18 protein-coding genes, 2 tRNA genes and 2 pseudogenes are annotated in these 21,491 nt (G+C 65.5%); 11 read left to right on the top strand and 11 right to left on the bottom strand.

Features of this window, described 5'->3' with window-relative positions:
• Nucleotides 1-49 precede the first annotated feature (49 nt).
• The 4 genes from FXF75_RS10380 to FXF75_RS10365 all read left to right on the top strand — a co-directional run bounded on the left by FXF75_RS10380 (nt 50) and on the right by FXF75_RS10365 (nt 2,881).
• Nucleotides 50-640 carry a hypothetical protein gene (locus FXF75_RS10380; protein ID WP_163521792.1) on the top strand — a complete coding sequence of 197 codons (591 nt, stop codon included), beginning with the start codon at nt 50-52 and terminating at the stop codon, nt 638-640.
• Nucleotides 641-781: 141 nt separating this feature from the next.
• Nucleotides 782-1,597, top strand: coding sequence for a diadenylate cyclase DacZ (gene dacZ / locus FXF75_RS10375; RefSeq protein WP_163521791.1), 816 nt, complete (start codon nt 782-784; stop codon nt 1,595-1,597).
• On the top strand, nt 1,597-2,373 hold the full coding sequence (locus tag FXF75_RS10370) for a mechanosensitive ion channel domain-containing protein (protein ID WP_163521790.1): 777 nt from the start codon (nt 1,597-1,599) through the stop codon (nt 2,371-2,373). The genes dacZ and FXF75_RS10370 overlap by 1 nt, the downstream gene beginning before the upstream one ends.
• 4 nt (nt 2,374-2,377) lie before the next feature.
• Nucleotides 2,378-2,881, top strand: coding sequence for a hypothetical protein (locus FXF75_RS10365; RefSeq protein WP_163521789.1), 504 nt, complete (start codon nt 2,378-2,380; stop codon nt 2,879-2,881).
• 28 nt (nt 2,882-2,909) lie between these two features.
• Here FXF75_RS10365 and FXF75_RS10360 read toward each other — a convergent pair whose 3' ends face one another.
• The 3 genes and pseudogenes from FXF75_RS10360 to purD form a co-directional block, all read right to left on the bottom strand.
• Nucleotides 2,910-3,452, bottom strand: a complete 543-nt coding sequence (locus tag FXF75_RS10360; protein ID WP_309221789.1) for an acyltransferase — start codon at nt 3,450-3,452, stop codon at nt 2,910-2,912.
• 53 nt (nt 3,453-3,505) lie between these two features.
• Complete coding sequence (locus FXF75_RS10355) at nt 3,506-3,697, bottom strand: hypothetical protein (RefSeq protein ID WP_163521788.1); 192 nt, start codon at nt 3,695-3,697, stop codon at nt 3,506-3,508.
• A 306-nt stretch (nt 3,698-4,003) separates the two neighbouring features.
• Nucleotides 4,004-5,295: pseudogene (gene purD / locus FXF75_RS10350) on the bottom strand (phosphoribosylamine--glycine ligase).
• A gap of 180 nt (nt 5,296-5,475) precedes the next feature.
• On the opposite strand from purD, the pseudogene FXF75_RS10345 reads away from it, so the two are divergent.
• The 3 genes and pseudogenes from FXF75_RS10345 (at nt 5,476) to FXF75_RS10335 (ending at nt 10,817) form a co-directional block, all read left to right on the top strand.
• Nucleotides 5,476-7,703 (top strand): annotated as a pseudogene (locus FXF75_RS10345) (thioredoxin domain-containing protein).
• A gap of 134 nt (nt 7,704-7,837) precedes the next feature.
• Nucleotides 7,838-8,599, top strand: coding sequence for a hypothetical protein (locus FXF75_RS10340; protein ID WP_163521787.1), 762 nt, complete (start codon nt 7,838-7,840; stop codon nt 8,597-8,599).
• Nucleotides 8,600-8,636: 37 nt separating this feature from the next.
• Complete coding sequence (locus FXF75_RS10335; protein WP_163521786.1) at nt 8,637-10,817, top strand: hypothetical protein; 2,181 nt, start codon at nt 8,637-8,639, stop codon at nt 10,815-10,817.
• A gap of 30 nt (nt 10,818-10,847) precedes the next feature.
• Here the strand turns inward: FXF75_RS10335 and FXF75_RS10330 are convergent, their stop codons facing one another.
• The 7 genes from FXF75_RS10330 to FXF75_RS10300 form a co-directional block, all read right to left on the bottom strand.
• A complete protein-coding gene (locus tag FXF75_RS10330; protein WP_163521785.1) occupies nt 10,848-11,219 on the bottom strand; it encodes a thioredoxin family protein in 372 nt (123 codons plus the stop codon).
• 58 nt (nt 11,220-11,277) lie between these two features.
• The gene (gene dinB, locus FXF75_RS10325; RefSeq protein WP_205427411.1) at nt 11,278-12,948 is read right to left on the bottom strand and encodes a DNA polymerase IV; all 1,671 of its coding nucleotides are present in this window, start codon (nt 12,946-12,948) and stop codon (nt 11,278-11,280) included.
• A 71-nt stretch (nt 12,949-13,019) separates the two neighbouring features.
• On the bottom strand, nt 13,020-13,430 hold the full coding sequence (locus tag FXF75_RS10320; RefSeq protein WP_163521784.1) for a metal-dependent hydrolase: 411 nt from the start codon (nt 13,428-13,430) through the stop codon (nt 13,020-13,022).
• 77 nt (nt 13,431-13,507) lie between these two features.
• Nucleotides 13,508-14,017, bottom strand: coding sequence for a hypothetical protein (locus tag FXF75_RS10315; RefSeq protein WP_163521783.1), 510 nt, complete (start codon nt 14,015-14,017; stop codon nt 13,508-13,510).
• Nucleotides 14,018-15,033: 1,016 nt separating this feature from the next.
• Nucleotides 15,034-15,213: transfer RNA gene (locus tag FXF75_RS10310), tRNA-Trp, on the bottom strand.
• Between the two features lie 45 nt (nt 15,214-15,258).
• Nucleotides 15,259-15,486: a DUF5795 family protein gene (locus FXF75_RS10305; protein ID WP_163521782.1), complete on the bottom strand. Its 228-nt coding sequence runs from the start codon at nt 15,484-15,486 to the stop codon at nt 15,259-15,261.
• Between the two features lie 113 nt (nt 15,487-15,599).
• Nucleotides 15,600-16,529, bottom strand: coding sequence for a DUF5794 domain-containing protein (locus FXF75_RS10300; RefSeq protein ID WP_163521781.1), 930 nt, complete (start codon nt 16,527-16,529; stop codon nt 15,600-15,602).
• Between the two features lie 482 nt (nt 16,530-17,011).
• On the opposite strand from FXF75_RS10300, the gene guaB reads away from it, so the two are divergent.
• From guaB to FXF75_RS10280, 4 genes are all read left to right on the top strand, one after another.
• Nucleotides 17,012-18,505 carry an IMP dehydrogenase gene (guaB, locus tag FXF75_RS10295; RefSeq protein WP_163521780.1) on the top strand — a complete coding sequence of 498 codons (1,494 nt, stop codon included), beginning with the start codon at nt 17,012-17,014 and terminating at the stop codon, nt 18,503-18,505.
• 423 nt (nt 18,506-18,928) lie between these two features.
• The gene (locus tag FXF75_RS10290; protein ID WP_163521779.1) at nt 18,929-19,957 is read left to right on the top strand and encodes an LLM class flavin-dependent oxidoreductase; all 1,029 of its coding nucleotides are present in this window, start codon (nt 18,929-18,931) and stop codon (nt 19,955-19,957) included.
• Nucleotides 19,958-20,065: 108 nt separating this feature from the next.
• On the top strand, nt 20,066-20,530 hold the full coding sequence (locus FXF75_RS10285) for a GNAT family N-acetyltransferase (protein WP_163521778.1): 465 nt from the start codon (nt 20,066-20,068) through the stop codon (nt 20,528-20,530).
• Between the two features lie 33 nt (nt 20,531-20,563).
• Nucleotides 20,564-21,007, top strand: coding sequence for an AAA family ATPase (locus FXF75_RS10280; protein WP_163521777.1), 444 nt, complete (start codon nt 20,564-20,566; stop codon nt 21,005-21,007).
• A 257-nt stretch (nt 21,008-21,264) separates the two neighbouring features.
• On the opposite strand, the gene FXF75_RS10275 is transcribed toward FXF75_RS10280, so the two are convergent.
• A tRNA-Lys gene (locus FXF75_RS10275) sits at nt 21,265-21,338 on the bottom strand.
• Nucleotides 21,339-21,491: the final 153 nt, after the last annotated feature.

The following is a 21,491-nucleotide window of genomic DNA, read 5'->3' as shown; positions in this document are numbered from 1 at the left end:
CGTTTCCGTTCGATATACTTTTCCTCCCTCGTTACATATTACTCTAGACATGTCAGGTCTTGGGGACACGTTCGACCCGGGGGTCCGTTGGCGGGGACTGATGCGGGCCGTACTTCTGCTCGGCGGGGGCGGGGTGGCCGCAGTCGGGGTCGTCGCCGCGACTGCGAGTCTCGTCGCGGGATTCGGTCTCGGCAAACCCGCCGCGCTACGGGTGGCGGTCCTCTTCGGCGGTGGGTCGCTGCTAACGTCGTTCCTCGCGCTGTTCGTCCGCGCGGTCGACACCGACTTCTCGCGGGGCGTCACGGGTGTCGGAACGCTCGTCGGTGCGACGGGTCTCGCGTTGTTCTGGACGACGGTTCCGACGGGATGGACCGGCGAACTCGCTGCGTTACCGCCCGCGGCCGTCGGTGCGTACGTCGTGGGTCTACTGGCCGTGTTCGGTGCGGGCGTCACTGCCGACCCCGACGACGATGACCCGGAGTCGAAGGAAACTCGCTACCAATCGGACGCCTTCGGGAGTATCGAGACGGTCGTAGTGTCGGCCGAAGACGAGGGAGAAGACGCCGCGCGGACGGCGGCCGTGGGCGACGGCGGTGAGACCGGGAGCGACCTCGAGTTCTTCGACGACGAGGGTTCGTAAGTAGTCCGCTACCTAGTATCAGACGACGAATCCGAGAGAGGATACCGAGCAGTCACCGGGGAATTCCGCCGACAGATAGTCACATTCGCCTGATATATACACCCACAAACCTTTTCTCCGGTCGCTGAGTCGTTTCGGGTAATGGCTGACGTGAGCGAACTCTTGGGGGACGTTACCGAGGACGCCGATGCGGTCTTTCTGTTCTCACCCAGCGGGTCTTACTACGACCGATACGCCGACCTCGACGCGGACGTGGATTTGGTCGTCGTCGGCCCGGAGAACTCAGTCGGGGCCGACGAGTTCGTGGAACTTCCGCTGGAGTTCGACAACGACCGAGAGCGAATCCGGTTCGGCATCGAAGGCGGAATGGAACAGGGCATCGTCGAGGACGGCGACGTGGTCGTCTGTGCGGTCAGCATGTTCGGGGACGGGACCGACACCGTGACGCGGGCGCGTGCCAGCGACTCGATGCACTCGGGCGTCTACGACCTCTTCGCCAACTCGCGGGCCGACCCCGGCGTCATCCGGGACGTGTTCGAGGTGGCCATCGAACTCGGCAAGAAGGGCCAGAAGGGCAAACCGGTCGGCGCGCTGTTCGTCGTCGGCGACGCGGGCAAGGTGATGAACAAGTCCCGGCCGCTCTCGTACAACCCCTTCGAGAAGTCCCACGTCCACGTCGGCGACCCCATCGTGAACGTGATGCTCAAGGAGTTCTCGCGACTCGACGGCGCGTTCATCATCAGCGACGCGGGCAAGATAGTCTCGGCCTACCGCTATCTCGAACCGTCCGCCGAGGGCGTGGACATCCCCAAGGGTCTCGGCGCACGCCACATGGCCGCGGGCGCTGTCACCCGCGAGACGAACGCGACGGCGGTCGTCCTCTCCGAGAGTGACGGTCTCGTCCGCGCGTTCAAGGGCGGCGAACTGGTACTCGAAATCGACCCGGAGGAGTACTGATGCAGGTGGCGTTCGACGTCCTCCTCCGCGACCAGTTTCAGTTCATCCTCGCGCTGCTCATCCTCATCGCCGGTTTGCTCGCGGGGTACGTCATCGGCCGAGTGAACCAGCGACTTCTGACCGCCGCGGGCGTCCCGGAAGCGGTCGAGCGCACGCCCTTCGAGCGCACGGCCCAGAGCCTCGGGACGGACACCGTCTCGCTGGTCTCCCGACTCAGTTCGTGGTTCATCTACGGCGTCGTCGTCCTCATCGCGCTCAACGTCGCCGAACTCCTCAACGCCCGCCTCTTCTGGAACGGCGTGCTGACGTTCATTCCCGACCTGTTCATCGCCATCCTCGTGTTCATCGTCGGGTTCGTCGTGGCCGACAAGGCCGAACTCGTCGTCGGCGAGCGACTCCGGTCGGTCAAACTCCCGGAAGTCGGCATCATCCCGCGACTCGTCAAGTACACTATCGTCTACCTCGCGGTGCTGGTCGCGCTGGGGCAGGTCAACGTCGCCATCGAGGCCCTCCTCATCCTGCTGGCGGCGTACGTCCTCGCGGTCATCCTCTTCGGCGTCGTGGCGCTCTGGGACCTCCTCCGGTCGTCCGCGGCGGGCGTCTACCTCCTGCTGAACCAGCCCTACGGCATCGGCGACGAGGTCGAGGTCGGCGACGACCGCGGAATCGTTCAGGAAGTGGACGTCCTCGTCACCCGAATCGAGAACGACGGCGAGGAGTACATCATCCCCAACAGTCGGGTGTTCGAGCAGGGCGTCGTCCGGATTCGGGACTGATTCGATGCCGGGGAGTCCGGACCCCGTTCTAGGAAGTGACGCACTGACGCTCGGCGTCGCCTGCTTCTTCGCCGCACTCGCGGCCGCCGCGCCTTACTGGTTCCCAGCGCCGCGTCCCCGGCCCGCGACCTTCGCAGTCGGTGGCGGCGCGGTCTACGCCGCGTCCTGTCTCGCGGTCTGGGCCGTCGCGCGACTCGCCACGGTCGGTCTCCCGTCCGCGGCGTCCGAGCAACCCGCCACCCTCGGAGTCGTCCTCGCTCTGAACGCAGTCGTCATCGCGTTGCAGGTGGCGATTCCGTACTACGTTTACGCTCGCTGGCGATTCGTTGCACCGCTGGCGGGCGCGTTCGCGGCGACGGTCGCGGTGCTGGTCCTGTTCCTCAACGTGAACGGCGAGACGGACCCTGTCGGACTCTATCCGTTCGTCTTCGGCCCGCCGCTCGTCGTCGCCACCTGCATCCTCGCGCTCGCGGAGTTCGGCGTCAGGCGATTCCTGTTGGCGGGGTAGCCCCGCACACGAACCGGCGTGGGAGAACTCAGTCCGCCGACCCCTCGCCGCCCATCGGACGGGCGGGCACCCCGGCGACCGTCTCGCCGGGCGGCACGTCTTGGGTCACCAGCGAGTTCGCGGCCACGCTCGCGCCCTCGCCGATTTCGACGCCGGGGAGGATAATCGCGCCCGCACCTATCATGGCGCGCTCGCCGACGACCACCTCGCCGGTCCGGTACTCGTCCTGCAGGAACTCGTGACAGAGGATGGTCGCATCGTAGCCCACGATAGCGTGGTCCTCGACCGTGACGAGTTCGGGCCAGAACACGTCCGGCGTCGATTCGAGTCCCCACGAGACGCCCTCGCCGACGGTCACGCCGATGCTTTGCAGGAGGAGGTTCTTGAGTTTGAGGCTCGGCGAGATGCGCGCGAGGACGATGACGACGTAGTTCAGAGCGACGCGGAGGGGGCTCTTGGCGCGGGTCCACGACCGAAGGGAGTTGCCCGGACCCGGCGTGGCGTGATGCGCGATGCGGTCGTGGCGTCGCCTCTCGTCGGTCTCGTCCGTCTCGTCGATGTCGTCGGGCACGGGCGGGAATTAGTGGGGTTCGGTCTTGAAAGTAGTTGGTCGCCGGAGCGGTCCTACTCGGAGTACGTTCCGTCGATTACCTCGAAGTACGGTTCGAGGTCCGTCGCGACGTCGGTCAGTTCCACCCGACTCTCAGCGGGGTCGTACTCCACCACGTCGGCGTCTTCGAGTCGCGGCAGGTGGTTGTGATGGAGCATGGTCGCGGTTCGCTCGCGACGGTCGGCCGTCACCGCCGACGGGTCCACGTCCTCGACGCCGGCCGCGGTGGCCTCGGCCAGTCTGTCGAGGGTCGCCGACCCGTCGAACTCCCGGAGCCGCCACCGCTCGCCGCCGGGTGCTGTCGCCGAGCAGGTCGAACGCTTGGTCGGTCGTCAGCGATTCGGCGGGGGCGTCGTGCTTGGACATGTGCGCGGAAACGACCAGACGGCGGTTTGTTATGGGTCGCTTGGCGCGCCACAGGTCGCGGCTAAGGCCGGACAAGTCGTGGCTACGAGTGAACAGGTCACGACTACGGGAGGACAGGTCGGCGCTGAACGGGGAGTAGGTCGCGGTTACTCGCCGCGGAGGGCGGCCACGTGGTCGATTCGCTGCTGTACGAGGTCGGGTTTGCCGATGTCGTGGCGCACGTCGAGTCCCTCCTCGCCAGCGACCGAGAGGGCCGCTTCGGCGATTTCCTCGGCCTCGGTGATGGTGTCGGCCACGCCCACGACCGCGAACGCCCGCGAGGTGGTCGTGTAGATACCGTCGTTGCGTTCGTCCACACTGGCGTAGAACAGGAGTGCGTCGCCCGCGTTCTCTTCAGTGACTTGGACCTTCGCGCCCGCCTTCGGGTCGGTCGGGTAGCCCTCGGGGACGGCGTACTTGCAGACCGTGGCCTTCGGCACGAACGAGAGTTCGGGCAAGTCGTCGCCCTCGCGGGCGGCGACCAGCACGTCGAGGAAGTCGGTGTTGAGGACGGGCAGGGTGTTCATCGCCTCGGGGTCGCCGAACCGGGCGTTGAACTCCACGACCTTCACGCCGTCGGCGGTGAGCATGAACTGGCCGTAGAGGACGCCCTTGTAGCCCGAGAGCGCCTCCACGGTGGCTTCGAGGACGTCGAGCGCCTCGCGGTAGTCGTCCTCGTCATGAACGGGAGTTCGAGTCCCGAGTCGCTGTAACTGCCCATCCCGCCGGTGTTCGGTCCCTCGTCGCCCTCGTAGGCGCGCTTGTGGTCCTGCACCGCGGGGGTGACCCGCAGGTCGCCGTTCGCCACGAACGCCTGCACGGTGAACTCCTCACCGACGAGGCGCTCTTCGAGGACCACGCGGTCGTAGTCCGAGTCGCGGAGGTACTCTTTGGCCTCCTCCTTCGTGACTTGGTCGCCGATGACCCGGACGCCCTTCCCGCCGGTGAGTCCGGCGGGTTTCACGGCGAGGTCGCCGTCGTACTCGTCGATGTACTCGCAGGCGGCCTCCATATCGTCGAACGTCTCGAAGTCTGGACAGCCCGGAACGTCGTTCTCGCGCATGAACCGGCGCTGGTAGGCCTTGTCGGTCTCGATGCGGGCCTCGGCCTCGTTCGGGCCGAAAGCGTAGATTCCGGCGTCGTCCAGCGCGTCGGCGACCCCGGCCGCCAGCGGTCCCTCGGGGCCGACGACCGCGAGCGTCGCGCCCACGTCCTCGGCGTAGGAGACGACCGCGGTGGCGTTCTCGGTATCGAGCGTCTCGAACCCCTCGGCGAGCGCCGCGATGCCGGGGTTGCGGTTCCCGGCGCAGGCGTAGAGGTCAGCGTCGCTCTCGCTCAGCGCCCGGGCGATAGCGTGTTCACGGCCGCCGCCGCCGACCAGCAGGACTGTTTCGCTCATGCTCGGACGATGTAGGCAAGGGAGTGTAAAGGTTGCTCTTGCCGATAAGGGAAGTATGCACGTACGTGGATTTCGACCGCCGAACTCCAACCGATTCGATGGCCCAGTGAACGCAACTCCGTCACCACCGACCTTCCGAGAAAGCCCGACTTTACGTCCCTCAAGCCCTTCGGGTCAGCCATGAGCGAACCCGACGCCGACCCGACCGAGCGGAATCGCTTGGACGAGGAGGAGAGTCCGTACCTCCGCCAGCACGCCGACAACCCGGTCAACTGGCAACCGTGGGACGACGCCGCCCTCTCGGCCGCCGAGGAGCGCGACGTGCCCATCTTCCTGTCGGTCGGCTACTCGGCGTGCCACTGGTGTCACGTCATGGAGGAGGAGAGCTTCGAGGACGAGGAAATCGCCGAGACGCTCAACGAGAACTTCGTCCCCGTCAAGGTGGACCGCGAGGAGCGGCCGGACCTCGACAGCATCTACCAGACCATCTGTCAGGCGGTCTCGGGCCGCGGCGGGTGGCCGCTCTCGGTCTGGCTCACGCCCGACGGCCGACCCTTCTACGTCGGCACCTACTTCCCGAAGGAGGCCAAGCGCGGTCAACCCGGCTTCCGTGACCTGCTCTCCAGCATCGCCGACTCGTGGAGCGACGAGGAGGACCGCCGGGAGATGGAGCGCCGGGCCGACCAGTGGACCGACGCCATCGAGGGCGAACTGGAGTCCGTGCCCGACCCCGGCGAAACCCCGGGCGGGGACCTGCTCGGAAGCGCCGCCGACGCCGCGGTCCGGTCGCCGACCGCGAACACGGCGGGTTCGGCACCGGCCAGAAGTTCCCGCAGGCCGGGCGAATCCACCTCCTCCTGCGGGCGGCCGACCGCGCCGCGGACGCGGGCGACGACGACAGCGCCGCGGAGTACCGTGAGGTCGCCACCGAAACCCTGACCGCGATGGCCGAGGGCGGTCTCTTCGACCACGTCGGCGGCGGGTTCCACCGCTACACCGTGGACCGCGAGTGGGTCGTCCCCCACTTCGAGAAGATGCTGTACGACAACGCCGAGATTCCGCGGGCGATGCTGGCGGGCTATCAGGTCGCGGGCGACGACAGATACGCGCAAGCGGCCCGCCGAACGTTCGAGTTCGTGGAGCGCGAGATGACCCACGACGAGGGCGGGTTCTACAGCACGCTCGACGCCCAGAGCGATGGCGAGGAGGGCAAGTTCTACGTCTGGACGCCAGAGCAGATTCGGGAGGCCATCGACGACGGCGATTGGGGCGGCGAACGCGCCGACGCCGACACCGCCGCCGACCTGTTCTGTGACCGGTTCGGCGTCACCGAGTCGGGCAACTTCGAGGGGAAGACTGTCCTGACTATCAGCGAGTCTGTCGCGGACCTCGCCGACGAGTACGCGATGGACGAGCGAGCGGTCGAGGAAACTATCGAAGACGCCCGCGAGCAGGTCTTCGCAGCGCGCGAGGAGCGCGTCCGACCGCGACGCGACGAGAAGGTGCTGGCCGGGTGGAACGGTCTGATGATTTCCGCGCTCGCGGAGGGGGCGCTCGTGCTGGACGACGGCGAGCGGTGGGCGGACCTCGCGGCGGACGCGCTCGGATTCGTCCGCGAGAGGCTCTGGAATCCCGACGGGGACGGCGAGTCGGGACACCTGTTCCGGCGGTTCAGAGATGTTTCCGAGTCGCGCTCGGAAGCTCGTGAGACTGAGTCTCACGGTGGCGACGTTGCCATCGAGGGCTACCTCGAAGACTACGCCTTCCTCGCGCGAGGTGCGCTGAACCTGTACGAGGCCACCGGCGACCCCGACCACCTCGGGTTCGCGCTCGACCTCGCGGAGGCCATCGAAGCCGAGTTCTGGGACGCCGACGCCGGAACCATCTACTTCACGCCGGAGACCGGCGAGGAACTGGTCGCTCGCCCGCAGGAACCGAGCGACCAATCGACGCCCTCCAGTCTCGGCGTCGCGGCCGACACGCTGCTCGCGCTGGCCGAGTTCAGGCCCGACGACGAGTTCGCGGACATCGCCGAGCGCGTGCTGGAAACGCGGGGTCAGCAGATTCGCTCGAACCCGCTCCAGCACGCCTCGCTCGCGCTGGCGGCCGACCGGTACGCGCAGGGGTCTCTCGAAGTGACGATGGCCGCCGAGCGACTCCTGGACGCGTGGGCCGACGAACTCGGCGACCGATACCTGCCGACCCGCCTGCTGTCGCGCCGCCCGCCGACCGACGAGGGAGTATCGGAGTGGCTCGACCGACTCGGTCTCGACGAAGCGCCGCCCATTTGGGCCGGGCGCGGCCAGTCGGGTGACGAACCCACGGTCTACGTCTGCCGGAACTTCGCCTGCTCGCCACCGAACGCGGACCTCGCCGACGCGCTCGACTGGGCCGACGGCGACCAATAGATACTGCTACCGACGTCGATACGCCGCGTCGGTCTCTCTCACTCTTCGAAATCGATAGGAAGACCGACGTCGTTCCGCCATATTTCCGCCCGGTGCGAAAGATTATTAAACATACATATTTAACTATTCCGCGAATGAGTGCTGGGAGTTCCGGCCGTCGGCGTGACGATTCGGAGACCGATACCACCGACACAGACGGTGTGACGCGGTTCTTCGACGTCCTTCGGGAGCTGAAGTCCGACGGCTGTAATCTGCTAGTCGTCGGCGATGCGCCGCGTCGCCTGTTCACAGAGGCGAGCGGTAGCCTCCTCGGCGGAACCGACGAGCGCCGATACCGCCTGCTCGCTATCACCGACGCGAGTCCTCAGAGCGTGGTCGAGCGCCTGCCCGACCCGGAGGAGATTCAGGGGTCGTTCACCGAGACGACCGAAGTAATCAACCACGCCTCACCGCCTCGGTCGGTCGTGGAGGCTGGCGACCGACCTGAATCGCCACCGTTGGCTATCTCCGAACGTCGAGTCGTGGACCCCCAACTCGCGGGCTTACAGGCCGAGGTTGCCGAATCGATGGCGACGTTCAATCGCCACGCTGGCGGTCTCGGACCGGCCCAGTTGCGCGTCGGCGTGGACTCGCTCGGTGCCCTGTTCGAACATTACGACCGCGACGTGGTCCGCCGATGCTTGGAGGTCGTCACGGGGTACGTTCACGACTACGACGCGATGGGTCACTACGTCCTGACCGAACCGTACGGAAGCGACCGCGTCGAGAGACTGGCGGACGAGTTCGACGCCGTCGTGGAGGTTCGGGCCGTCGATTCCGCGAAACACGACCACCACGCCGAGGAACGCTGGCACGTCCCGAGCCACGACCTGATGACCGACTGGCTCCCCCTCTGAGACGGCCGCTCTCGATTCCTAACGGAGGTACACCAATATGCGCCCGCGAATCGACCCGCTCGACCACGCGACGGGAGTGGAGATACTCGACCCCATCGAGAACAACCGGTACGCTCTCCACACGCCGGAAACGGTATCCCCGACTTCCGCCGACACCGACGCGTTCGTCTATCCGGTTTCGGTCGCCTGGCGAGTCACCACCTCGGGAATCAGGTTACCGTACAACGTCCCCGTCGTGGTCGTCCGGGACGCCGCCGACGGGTCCCACATCACCGACGTCGGCCACGACCGAACTTTCGAACTCGACGCCGACGAATACCTCCTCGAAGTGGACGCCCCCGTGAAGACGTACCTCCGAGTCGCGTCGTCGCTCGTCGTCGAGGCGACCACCGAGTACGTCGAGATAGCGTTCGGTGGCGAGACCACCATCGAACTCGGCGCGCGGTCTAATCACTCCTCGCCCGCGGGGACGGTCACGGTCCCCGACGACCCCGAGACCGTAATGCAGGCCCTCTCGACGTTCGGGTCGGGGTTGAAGACGACGACCTGCGAGCGGTCGTGGCCGACGCTCCGCGGCCATCCGCCGCTCCTCGAACGCGGCGACGAACTGGCGATTCCGGACGACATCGACACGCCCGATACCGGGGTCACGCTCCGCATCCCGGCCGACTACGAACACGTCTGCACTGTCGCGCCGCTGGCCTACTACCTCGGTGCGACCGTGGTGCCCGACGAGAGACCGAGACTGACCGCAGAGACCGGCTTCAGCCACCCACTCGACACGGAGCGCGGATTCGAAGACGAGGTAGTTCGTGTCCTGAAACAGGCGTTCCTGCTCGACTGCGTGACTCGAACCGAGGGTTTCCACCCGATGGATATGGCCGAGCGACGCGCGGTCGAATCGGTGACGGACCTCGACTTCGCCGACCTGTACGGGGCGGCGCTCGGCGAGCAACTGGCGGCGTACCTCTCGGTCCCGTACTCGGCGCTGACCGACGCGATGCCCGCTTGGAGTCGGACCACTCACGTCCGGCCCGTCGCCGACAGCGTCGAACTGCTTCCGTTCGTCGCCAGAGACCTCTCGCTAGTCCGAGTCCAGTCCCGTGCGACCGACTCGTCGCCGTCACCCGGTTCGGCGGCATCGACGGACGGGTCTCATCCCGACCAGCACGACGCGCTGAGCGCGTTCAAGCGCGGACCGCAACTCGACGACGGCGGTCTCGGTCTCCCGACTGACGCCGACTCCCGGGCGACGGGCGTCCCGGACTCCAGCGAGTACGTTCCGCTCCCCGAGACCGACTCCATGGAGCGGGCGTGGGTGGGCGATGGAACGCCGGTCCACGGGGCGAAACTCCTCGACTCGGCCTTCGCCCACGACAGGACCGAACCCACCGACGGCATCATCGACGTGACCGTCGTCTGCAACGACGAGCAGATGCGCGAGGAGTGGGATACGGTCTCGGAGGTGTACGGCATGCGGGACACGGTCCCGTTCGACGTCGATTGCCGGTTTGACGTCTCGACCGCCGAACTCCGGTCGCTATTGGCCGAAGACCACGACCTGTTTCACTTCATCGGTCACATCGACGGTCGCGGGTTCGCGTGTTCGGACGGTATCTTGGACGCCGAAACGGTCGAGGAGACCGGCGCGACGACCATCCTGCTCAACGCCTGCCGGTCGCACGACCAGGGCGTCGCGCTGGTCGAAGCGGGCGCGCGCACGGCTATCGTGAGTTGGGGCGACGTGGACAACCTCGGAGCGGTCGAGGTCGGCGAGACGTTCGCGCGTCTGCTCAACTACGGGTTCGGCGTCGGCGCGGCGCTCGAAATCGTCGAGGAGTACACCGCCATCGGCCGCCACTACCTCGTCGTCGGCGACCCTAGCGTGACCATCGCCCAGTGTGCCGACGGCAACCCGCTGATTTACGACTTCGGCCACGAGTACGACGCGACGACGGTACCGGCCCCCGACGAGGAAGTCTCCATGACCCTCGTTAGCTACGCGACCGAGGAGTATCCGATAGGCGCGGCGGCAAAGCCCCAGTTCCAGAGCGCGGAGGACCCCGACTTCTACCTCGTTCCGGGTCGATTGAAGACGTTCACGAACTCCGGGGCGAAAATCGAGAGGACCCTGAGCGACTACTCGGCCCCGGTCGTCGTCGGGGGAGAACTCCACTGGACCGACGAGTGGTTCGCGGAGGGCGAACCTGACGAGTAATCGGGAGAAGAGGAGACGAACCGGTGGCGCTCAGACCATCACGTCGCTGTCGTGCAGTCGTTGGGCGAGGTACCGGGCCGCGGGCCGGTCCTCGCTCTCTTCGAAGCGCGCGACCTCCTCGTCGCCGCGTTCGACCACGATGGTCGGGATGAGCGTCACGTCGTACTCCTCAACTCCCTCTCCGTCCTTGTTCTCGTCCACCTCGTGGACGTCTATCTCGTCGTTCGGAACGCCCGCGGCTTCCAGCGCGGCGAAGAAGTCGGGGAGGACGTCGTGGCAGTCGCCGCACCAGTCGGCACCCCACACTCTGTACGTGACTTCGCCGACAGCGGCCTCGATGATGTCTACGCTCTCGCTGTGCGCCTCGGCGTCCCACGTCGGGTCCGGTTGCGTCGCATCCATGTCCGTGAATTGTCGCTCGATTGCTTTAGTCACACGGGTCGCGGCGGTGTATGCGACGCTATCGAGTCGAATCCGACTCCGGGGCCGACTCGAAGACGCCGAGCGACACCTGTCCGTCGAGGTCCGCATCGCCGACGGAGTCGCCGTCCGCGTCGGAATCGGAACTGCCATCCGAATCAGCGTCCCGGTCGCCGTCGGCGTCGTTCGCTCTCTCGTCGAACGCCACGTCGTCACCGGCCCACGCGTCTCGGAGGGACAACTGACCGTCACTGTCGGGGTCGGCGGGCACGCCGCCGTCCGCTTCGCCGTCGGTCACAGCGGTCGGCGATTCTCCGTCCGCCGTCTCCCCGACCACCGTCTCTCCGTCCGCCGTCTCCCCGGCCGCCATCCCTCCGTTCGACGACGCTTCCTCTGCCCTCTCCCCGTCCGACATCTCCCACTGGTCGCCGAGCGAACGTTGGTTGCCGGAGTCGTCCTCGTCGTCCGCGTCCTCGTCCGGTCGCCGGGGCGCCGACTCGCTCCCCGCGCCGTCCGGCCCCGACGAGTCGGTCTCGGCTCCGGCCGTTCCCCACCCGTCGCCGAGACTCGACTGCTCGCCGTCCGCGAACGAGAGGTTCGAAACGCGGACCCCGACCTTCCGGACCTCGACGCCGTCGAACTCCGCGAGCAGTTCCAGCGCGACCTCCTCGACCAGTCCGGGGTCGTCCACCGGACCCGGGAGCGACTTCGCGCGGGTGTTCACGTCGTAGGGCGGCGTCACCGCTTTGATGCCGATGGTCCGGTACATCGCGCCCTTCCGGCGCGAGCGGTCGGCCACCGCCTCCGCGAGGGTCCGAACCTGTTCGCGCTTTCGCTCGTCGTCGTCGGTCGCCTCGGTGAACGCCGACTCCCGAGAGAGGCTCTTCGGGCGTCCTCTGGGCGTCACCTCGCGGTCGTCCTCCCCGCGCGCCCGGCGGTGCATCTCCGCGCCGCGTTCGCCGAATCTGGACCGGAGTTCCGCGCGGTCGGCCTCAGCGAGGTCGGCCGCCGTCTCGATGCCCATCTCGCGCAACTCGCGGGCCGTGACCGGACCGACGCCGTGAATCTCTCCCACGTCGAGCGGCGCGAGGAACTCGCTGACCTCGTCGGGTCTCACGACCACGAGACCGTCGGGCTTGTCGTGGTCGCTGGCGATTTTCGCGGCGGACATGTTCGGTGCGACCCCGACGCTGGCCGTCACGCCCACCTCGCGGTCGATGCGGTGTTTGACGTGACGCGCGAACCCCTCGGCGACCTTCCACCCGGTCCGGTCGGTCACGTCGAGGTAGGCCTCGTCGATGCTGACCTCCCGAACCACGTCGGCCGACTCGTGGAGAATCTCCTTGACTTCCGCGCTAACCGCCTCGTAGTGGTCCATGTCCACCGGGCGATAGTAGCCCGCCTCGTCCGGGTCTACGTCGGTGTCGGGGTCCTCGGCGTCCGCCATTCTCGGCAGGCGCTCCAGCGCGGTGCTGATGGCTTGCGCGCTCTCGACGCCGTACTCGCGGGCCTCGTAGCTTGCGGTGGCGACCGCTCCGTGGGTCTGGCCGCCCTCGTACCCCATCCCGACGACGACCGGTTCGCCCTCCAGTTGCGGTTCCCGTCGTCGCTCGCAGGCCGCGTAGAAGCAGTCCATGTCCACGTGGAGGACTATCGGGTCGTCACCCTCCTCGTCCCGAGTTCCCGGTAGGTGCGACCCGCCACCAGTCATTGGGAGGAGTTGGTTTCCGAGGTGGGTTAAAGGTTCAGTTCGGGTCCGGTCGTTCACCCATGGGTCACACGTCAGGCGATTTCGCCGTCGCGGAGCAGGTCGGCGACGACGTGGACGTAGAGGACGCCAGCCGTGAACAGCGCGTAGACGGGAGCGAACAGCGCGAGCACCCCGACGAGTGCGCCGCCCACGAGCGAGTGACTGAGCAGGCGATGGACCTCCAGCGTCCGGGTGTCCACGCCATCGAAGACCTGCTCCTGTTCGGTGAACGCGAAGACGGGGTCGGTCACGCACCGCCGGAGGTGCGACCAGTCGCCCGCGTGGTAGCGGGCCACGACGAAGTGGTCGAGGTCGACGAACACCGATAGGAGGACGCCGTAACCGAACAGGACCGCGGCTTCGAGCGGGACCGAGACGGGGAGCGCGAAGACGAGGAGCAGTGAGGCTATCGCGCCCAGCGTCGCGTGTTCGGGAGACTTCATCGCGCGGGCCTTCGGAGGCGGGACAATTAATTCGTCGGGGTCGGCGACCGACGGACGACCGTCCGCTCGGTCTCGAACTACGACTCCGGGTCGGTGACGGGGATATCGACGGCGTCACTCGGGTCGGTCTCGTCGGCATTCCCGCCGAGACTCGGAATCGAGTCCGCGTCGGGCATCCTGTCGGTGACAGACTCCGGCACGCCGACATCGATTCCGTCTCGCAGTCGATAGTCGCGGTCCACCGCGCGGAATCGGCGGTAGAACTCGGCGAAAGAGCGGGCCTCCTCTTCGGTTCCCTCGAAGGCCTCGGTTACGGCGTCCACGTTCTCGCCGAGGTACTCCGTCAGCGGATGGTCGTCGCCGTACCGCCGTCGAGACTGCTCGTGGAGGAACTGGCCGACGGTGACGCTGCCCTTGCCGGTGTACGTCACGACGGTGTCCTGATTCTCGTAGACGATTTGACCCGCGAACAGCGCCGCGCCGACGTAGTTCGTCGAGACGCCGAGTTTGGTGGCGACTGGTTTGAGGACGGTCTTGGGGACGCTACTGTGTTCCATCAGCCACGAGGCGATGTGGTGGGTGGTCATGGTGGGTCTGCGTAGGTAGTGGTTCGGAACGGGTTACTGTTGTGGCAACCGGCGTAGCTCTATGGCCCCTACGGAGACTGCGAACGGACTCCGCTACTTTCCGAGTAGTCGGTTCTTTGTTGTGCAGAATCCCGAACCGGGGACATGGACCGTAGATAATTTCTCGGTGCGTCCGGCCTCGCGATGGGAATCGGTGGTCTCTACCCGGGGTCGGAGACGCCCAGCCAAAGCACTCGTCGAAGAGTCCACAGAACTCGGCACTGACGGTCTCGAGGCAGTCGGAGCAGGGCACGTCGTCGTCGAAGTCGAGGAACTGTCCGGCGACAGCGTTATTCGGGCGCTCAATCAGGAACGCTATTCGCTCGGTGGAAGGCTGTGGTAAATTAGCACCGCAAATCAGCCCACACAGTTGGATTTCCGACGTCCTGAGCTAAGATTCCAAAATTCTCATGCTCACGCTAACTTCAGTCATTATCTAGGGATTTTATTCAGGAGACCCTAAGAAGTGAGTTACTTTACACGATGAACACGGACTATAGCCACGATGAGACCCAACGGGGTCACGGCTGAGACTGGAGAGTGTCTGAGCTGTGGTAGCGAACTATCGATAACGGCAGTCGAATGTACGCACTGTGGCTATCGCCTGCCAAAAGGAGGCACGGTTACGGACTTCCTTCACCTTCTCGTCGGGAATCTCCTCACTATCACGGTAATCGGTGCAATCGTTGGACTCCCGCTAATGTGGCGGGCACTCCGTCGGTTGGAGCGACGGTCCACGAGAACAGTTGCTCGCCAGCCGTAGCCTTTCCCGTCGAGTCCGTGGTGACATCGACTAGTAACAGACCAATTCGCCGAGGTGGTGAGGCTGGTTTTACTGCCCGTTTCCCTTGTCAGTCAGCGTCGCCAGACGGAACTGAGGACCAGAAGTTACTGGACTGAAATCCACAACCACTTCGGTTCCCGCAAATCAAGGAACAGCGCTTCTGCTGGCAATCTCGAAACGTTAGGAAGTGAAGTGGGGTCGGAGGGATTTGAACCCCCGATCGACTGATATCTCCGGTGTGAGCGCCTCGGAACTCCAGAGGGTCGTCAACGCGGACCGATGATCAGTCGGCCGCTCGGTATATCAGCTGGAGTTTCGTCCCGGGCGCGTAGCCTCTGGAGTCAGTCGCCATCCCTGACTTGGCCACGACCCCGCAGGAATTCGTTGGTCCATTCTCCCTAAAGGGGTTTCGATTTTCTTACTCGCGGTCAGTGTCGGACCAATCGCACTCTTGGCACTTCCAACCGGTGACGAACGCCGTGACACTGGGCATGTAGCCCACTTCGAGTACGTCGCCGCCGCACTCGGGGCACTCCCGGTCGGCGTCTTCGATGGACTGGGCGTCCATTACGTCTTCGCCCTCTATCATCTCGGCGAGGCTTTCGGCGGTCACCATGCGACCCTGGACGACGCGATTGGCAGTCATGTCCGAACGAAGCAGGTCCTGCGGGGTAAGCCTTCCCGTCGCGGTTACGTCGTCCGTCGGTTCAGAAAGAGCGTCGAAACAATCTCAGCGAACGAGTAACGTCAGAATCGGTCTCAGAGCCACGGTTCCCGCTCGTCACCGTCCTCCGAACTGGGGTAGCTGTAGCCCGCGTCGTCGGAGTCCGAACTCCCCGCGCCGTCGGTGGCGACCGCCTGCGAACCGACAGGATTCGAGGGTGACGTGTTCACCGGGGAAGTGGTTTCTTCGTTCATCGCTTCCGTGGCCGCGGTCTCCTCTATCGCGTCGTCGGTTTCGTCTTCGGTCGAACCGGGGTCGAACGCGAGCAGGCTGGTGACGACGAGGACCGCGAGCGGAGCGTTGCCGGGCGCGAGTCCGAGCAGGCTCAGCGGAAGGATGCCCAGAGCGACCGCGCTCCCGAAGCGGAAGCGGTCGATGTCCACGACGTCGCGGAGCCACGGCGAGGTCAGCGCGACGGTCAACGCGAACGTGACGCCGGTCGCCGCGGCGGCGGTCGCCTTCAGGATGAGCCAGTAGTCCACCGTCGCAATCTGGAACTGACCCGGTTGGAAGCTAGCAATCATCCCGAGTCCGACGATGACTGCCGGACGGGGCAGGTACTCCCCGATGCGCGAACTGGCGGTTTTCGCGGCGATTGCCAGCATGACGAGCGCGGCGAACCGCTCGAAGGTCTTGGGGTCGAGAACGCTCTTGATGGTCGGCGCGAACGCGGCCTCGACGGCCGCGACCGCGACGATGACGACGCCGACCGCGAACACCGTCTTCGCCTGCTCGCGGGGCGTGCCGTCCATCTCGGCGAGGATGACCGCCACGGTGGCGCTCCCGCCGAAGACGAGGAGTCCGACCTGCAGAACGCCGGTGATGGTGTCGACGCCCCCCGCGAGGACGAGCGCCGGAAAGATACCGTCTACCAGCGGAAGCCCCATGACGGTGGCGAGTAACTTCGTCGCGCCACCTACGTGTCGCTCTAAGCGTAGGGCGACCGGATGTTGTGAGCTACTCATTGGACACTAGCTGGCTTGGCCGTACCCACCGGCCGAACGGTAGTGATAGTCGCGGTACCTGCGATGGTCGCCGTTTCCGGGGTCACCGTTTCCGGAATCCCATCGTCGTCCCACGAATGTATTCTCTACCAGTGTAAGAAATTCCATCGCAAAAATCGGTTTGCAGGAGCTACCGGAGGCAGCAATCGTCTGGCCTGCAGTACGCGCAGCGATGGGACTGGTAGAGTCCATACTCGATACAAAACGGGTTTCGAGCATAAATGTTGCGTGAGAGACAACCACAATCGACTGATAATCATAGAATTAGTACTTAAATACGCCTTTAGAATGTAAATTAACTCGGCTCATAATTACAACCTCTATTTTCGCGTTCCCGTTTCGGAGAGCGTGTCGTTACACGACTGTGTATATCATGCACATCCGGGCAGTCCAAACGTGCAGTATCTCGCAACGTTTTTGACGGGGGGATACGTTCGACTTACATGGAAAAGAATTCTCGGCAGGCAGGTTCGTTCACCGACAAACTCCGCGTACCGGAGGCGTTGACTTTCGACGATGTACTTCTGCGACCCAAAGAGAGTCGCGTCGAACCCGACGAGGCCGACGTCTCGACGCGCGTCTCGACGAGCGTCGAACTCAACGTGCCGATTCTGTCGGCGGCGATGGACACCGTGACCGAGAGCGAGATGGCGATAGCGATGGCCCGACAGGGTGGTCTCGGCGTCCTCCACCGCAATCTCGAGGTCGAGGAGGCCGTCGCGGAGGTCGAACGCGTCAAGCGCGCGGACGAACTTGTCATCCGCGACGTAGTGACGGCCGACCCCGACCAGACGGTCCGCGAGGTGGACGCGATGATGGACCGACAGGGCGTCTCCGGCGCGCCCGTCACCGACGACGACGGCGACGTACTGGGCATCATCTCCGGTACCGACATCCGTCCCTATCTGGAAGTCGGCGAGAGCGACGAAGTGCGCGAGGCCATGACCGACGAGGTCGTCACCGCCGGTGAAGACGTGACCGCCCGCGAAGCGCTCGAACTCATGTACGAACACAAGATAGAGCGCGTCCCCATCGTGGACGAGGACCACCGCCTGACCGGTCTCGTCACGATGCAGGGTATCCTCCAGCGCCGCGAGTACCAGAACGCCGCCCGGGACGAGGGCGGTCACCTCCGCGTCGGCGTCGCCGTCGGTCCCTTCGAGACCGACCGCGCGGTCGCCGTGGACGAAGCGGGCGCTGACGTACTATTCATCGACTGCGCGCACGCGCACAACCTGAACGTCATCGACGGCGCGCGAGAAATCCGCGAGTCAGTCGAGGCCGACGTGGTGGTCGGCAACGTCGGTACTCGCGAAGCGGCCGAGGACGTGGTGGACTTCGCCGACGGCATCAAGGTGGGCATCGGTCCGGGGTCCATCTGCACGACGCGTGTGGTCTCCGGGGCGGGCATGCCCCAGATTTCGGCAATCGCTGAGGTCGCCGACGTGGCCAGCGAGCAGGACGTGCCGGTCATCGCCGACGGCGGGATTCGGTACTCCGGCGACGCCATCAAGGCCATCGCGGCGGGCGCGGACGCGGTGATGCTCGGGTCCTACTTCGCGGGCACCGACGAAGCGCCCGGCCGAGTCATCACCGTGGACGGCAAGAAGTACAAGCAGTACCGCGGCATGGGGTCGGTCGGCGCGATGCAGTCGGGCGACGGCGACCGCTACCTCAAGGACGAACCCGAGGAGGACGAGGAGTACGTCCCCGAGGGCGTCGAGGCCGCCGAACCCTACAAGGGAAGCCTCGAAAGCGAACTCCACCAGTTGGTCGGCGGGATGCAGTCGGGCATGGGCTACGTCGGCGCGGAGACGATTCCGGCGTTCAAGGAGCGCTCGGAGTTCGTCCGCGTCTCCTCGGCGGGCCAGACCGAGGGCCACCCCCACGACGTGATGATTACGGACGAAGCGCCGAACTACAGCCCTAGCGAGTAACGACCGAAAGAATCGGTTCGGAACCTCGGAGTCGACCGCCGAACCTCGACGGTCCGACCGAAGCGGGTTAGCGTCCCGCCGTCTGGCACTTCGGACTACAGTACGACTCCTCCGCGGCGTTCGCGCTTTCTTGGGCTTTGAACTCGTCACCGCAGTTGTCGCAGGTGTAGGTCTCGAAGTCAGACATCGTTCCTGATGCCTCCAACCGGAGATGTAGGGTCTCGATTTCATTGTATTCTGCGATTCGCGTCGCAGGAATCACACGCTGGTCTCTCACACGAATTATACGCCGGTCCGTCACACGAATCACACGCCGGTGGGCCGAGTCGCGGGGAGTGTTCGCATTCAGAGAGCCAGTTCTCTCGCCCCTACTCGGAAATGGATAACCGTGTTCGGGACCAAGCCCGCGTCGAACCCCCGACAATGAAGCTCTCAATCGTCGATATCGCGCCGGTGCGGTCCGGAAGCACGGCCACGGAGGCCTACCAGCACACGGTCGAACTCGCGCAGGCGGCCGAACGTCTCGGCTACTCCCGGTTCTGGGTTGCCGAACACCACGGTCTCGCCGACTCGATAGCGAGTACGACCCCCGAAGTGCTCGTCTCGCATCTCGCTGCGAAGACGTCCGAGATTCGAATCGGGTCCGGGACGGTCCTGCTCAACCACTACAGTCCGTTCAAGGTGGCCGAGACGTTCGCGTCGCTCGACGCTCTCGCCCCCGGTCGTATCGACCTCGGTCTCGGGCGAGCGACGGGGATGCCCGCGGCCGACCGCGCCCTGCGCTCGGGCGTCCCCCACCAGCGGTCCGGTGACGACCACGCCGAGAAGGTCGAAGAGACCGCGAGACATCTCTACGGAGCGTTCCCGGACGACCATCCGTACGACGACATCGAGATTCCGCGCTCGCCGGACACCGTGCCGGAGACGTGGGTTCTCGGGTCGAGTCCGGCGAGCGCGGAAATCGCGGGCGAACTCGGACTACCCTACGCGTTCGCGGCGTTCATCAGGCCGACAGTGGCCGAGGCGGCGATGGAGACGTACCGCGACCACTTCGAGACGTCCGAGTTCGACGCCGGGTTGGACGACCCACACAGCGCGCTCGCCGTCAACGCCGCGTGCGCCGAGACCGACCGCGAGGCGGCGCGCCTCCGCGCGTCGTCGGAGGCCGCGTACCGGCGGATGCAGCGCGGTGCCTTCGGGCCGCCGCCGACCGTCGAGGAGGCCATCGACGAACTCGGCGGCGTCCCCGACCCGACCCCGGAGTCGCTCGCGCCGGACGAGTGGCCGCGCGCGATTTCTGGGAGTCCCGACACGCTCGCGACGCTCCTTGACGAGATGACGGACGCGGTGGGTGCCGACGAAGTCGTCGTCCAGAACCTCGTCGAGGACCCCGACGACAGGATTCGCTCGCACGAACTGCTGGCCGAGGGCGTCGGTCTCACCCCGCGTTGAGAGCCGTCGGTGCGAGGGATACCCCCGACGATGAAGGCGACTGTCGGTCGCCGCAATCGGGGTTCCTCGTTCGAAACGTTCAGAACCGTGGAACCGGAATCCTCGCCGATGTCGTACGAAGTCCGCCGCGCAGAGACCGAGACCGAGCGCGCAGATGCGCTCTCGGTCCGTTTCGAAGTCTTCGTGGACGAGCAGGGCGTCCCGGAGGACGTGGAAATCGACGGGAAAGACGACGAATCAATCCACTTCGTGGGTTACGCCGAGGGGGAACGCGGCGAGGGAACCGACGCCGACCGAGCGCCGGTTGGCGTCGGTCGTCTCCGCGAGGTGGGGGACCGAACGGGGAAGGTCGAGCGCATCGCGGTGCTGGAGGAACATCGCGGCGAAGGCGTCGGTCGAACGATTATCGACGAAATCGAATCGACCGCCGCGGAGCAGGGTCTCTCGACGCTGGTGATGCACGCCCAGACACCCGTCGAGCAGTTCTACCGGGACCTCGGCTACGAGACCACCAGCGACGTCTTCGAGGAGGCAGGAATTCCGCACGTCGAGATGGAGAAGTCGCTGGACTGAACGCTTTTCACCGTCTCTCCCCACGATGCTGTCGTGAAACTCGTCCTCTGCGGACCGCCCGGCGTCGGCAAGACAACCGTCGCCGAGCGACTGCGCGACGCTCTGGGCGCGGCTGGCCGCGAGGTTCGAGTACTGCACTCCGACGACTTCTCGCGGAACACTTACGAGCAGATGTACGAGCGCGTGCTCGCCGACCCCGCCGCCGACTGGCTTCTCGACGGGACGTTCTACCGCCGCGAGTACCGAGAACGGTTCCGGGCACTGCCGGACGCTCACCTCGTCTATCTCACGGCGAGTCTGGAGACTGCGTTGGAGCGAAATCGGACGCGGGAGGACGCCATCGACGAGCGGGGCGTTCGCGCCATGCACGGAAAGTTCGAGGAGCCGGAGACCCCGGACCTGACGCTGGACACCGAGGCGTCGTCGGTCGAGGAGACGGTGGCTGCGCTGGAACGGTACGTCTCGACGTGGACGTGACAGTGCTCGTTGTCCGAAGACGCCGACGCTTCCGCTCTTGAGGAGACGATGATACGCTGAGCGGTGCTCACCAATTTATTCGCGGATAGAATACGCGCCGGAAGGGAGTCGAACTACGCCGCGACGGTCCGGGATACTCACTTCGTTGCGCTTCCGGGCGTGCGACTCGTCTACTTCAAATCCTTCGGCGACGGGTTGTCCGCCTCACAGTAGAAACGAGCAGACGAACTGCTCGAGGTGTAGTTCGCCGGAAAACACGGGCCGGAAGGGATTTGAACCCCTGACCGTCTGATTAAGAGTCAGACGCTCTCCCTAACTGAGCTACCGGCCCAACGCATCCTATCCTTACCCCGTCGGACGTAAATACATTTCCGTTTCCGACGAGGAAGTCGCCGTTCTCCTGCTTTTATTCACAAAAAATGATTGACGCTGGGCGTCGGATTATCCGCCGCCGGTGCAGAAACCGATACAACAGCACGCGACT

Origin of the sequence: Halorussus sp. MSC15.2 (assembly GCF_010747475.1) — an archaeon.
GTDB lineage: Archaea > Halobacteriota > Halobacteria > Halobacteriales > Haladaptataceae > Halorussus.
This window is presented reverse-complemented; position numbering and strand designations above follow the sequence as displayed.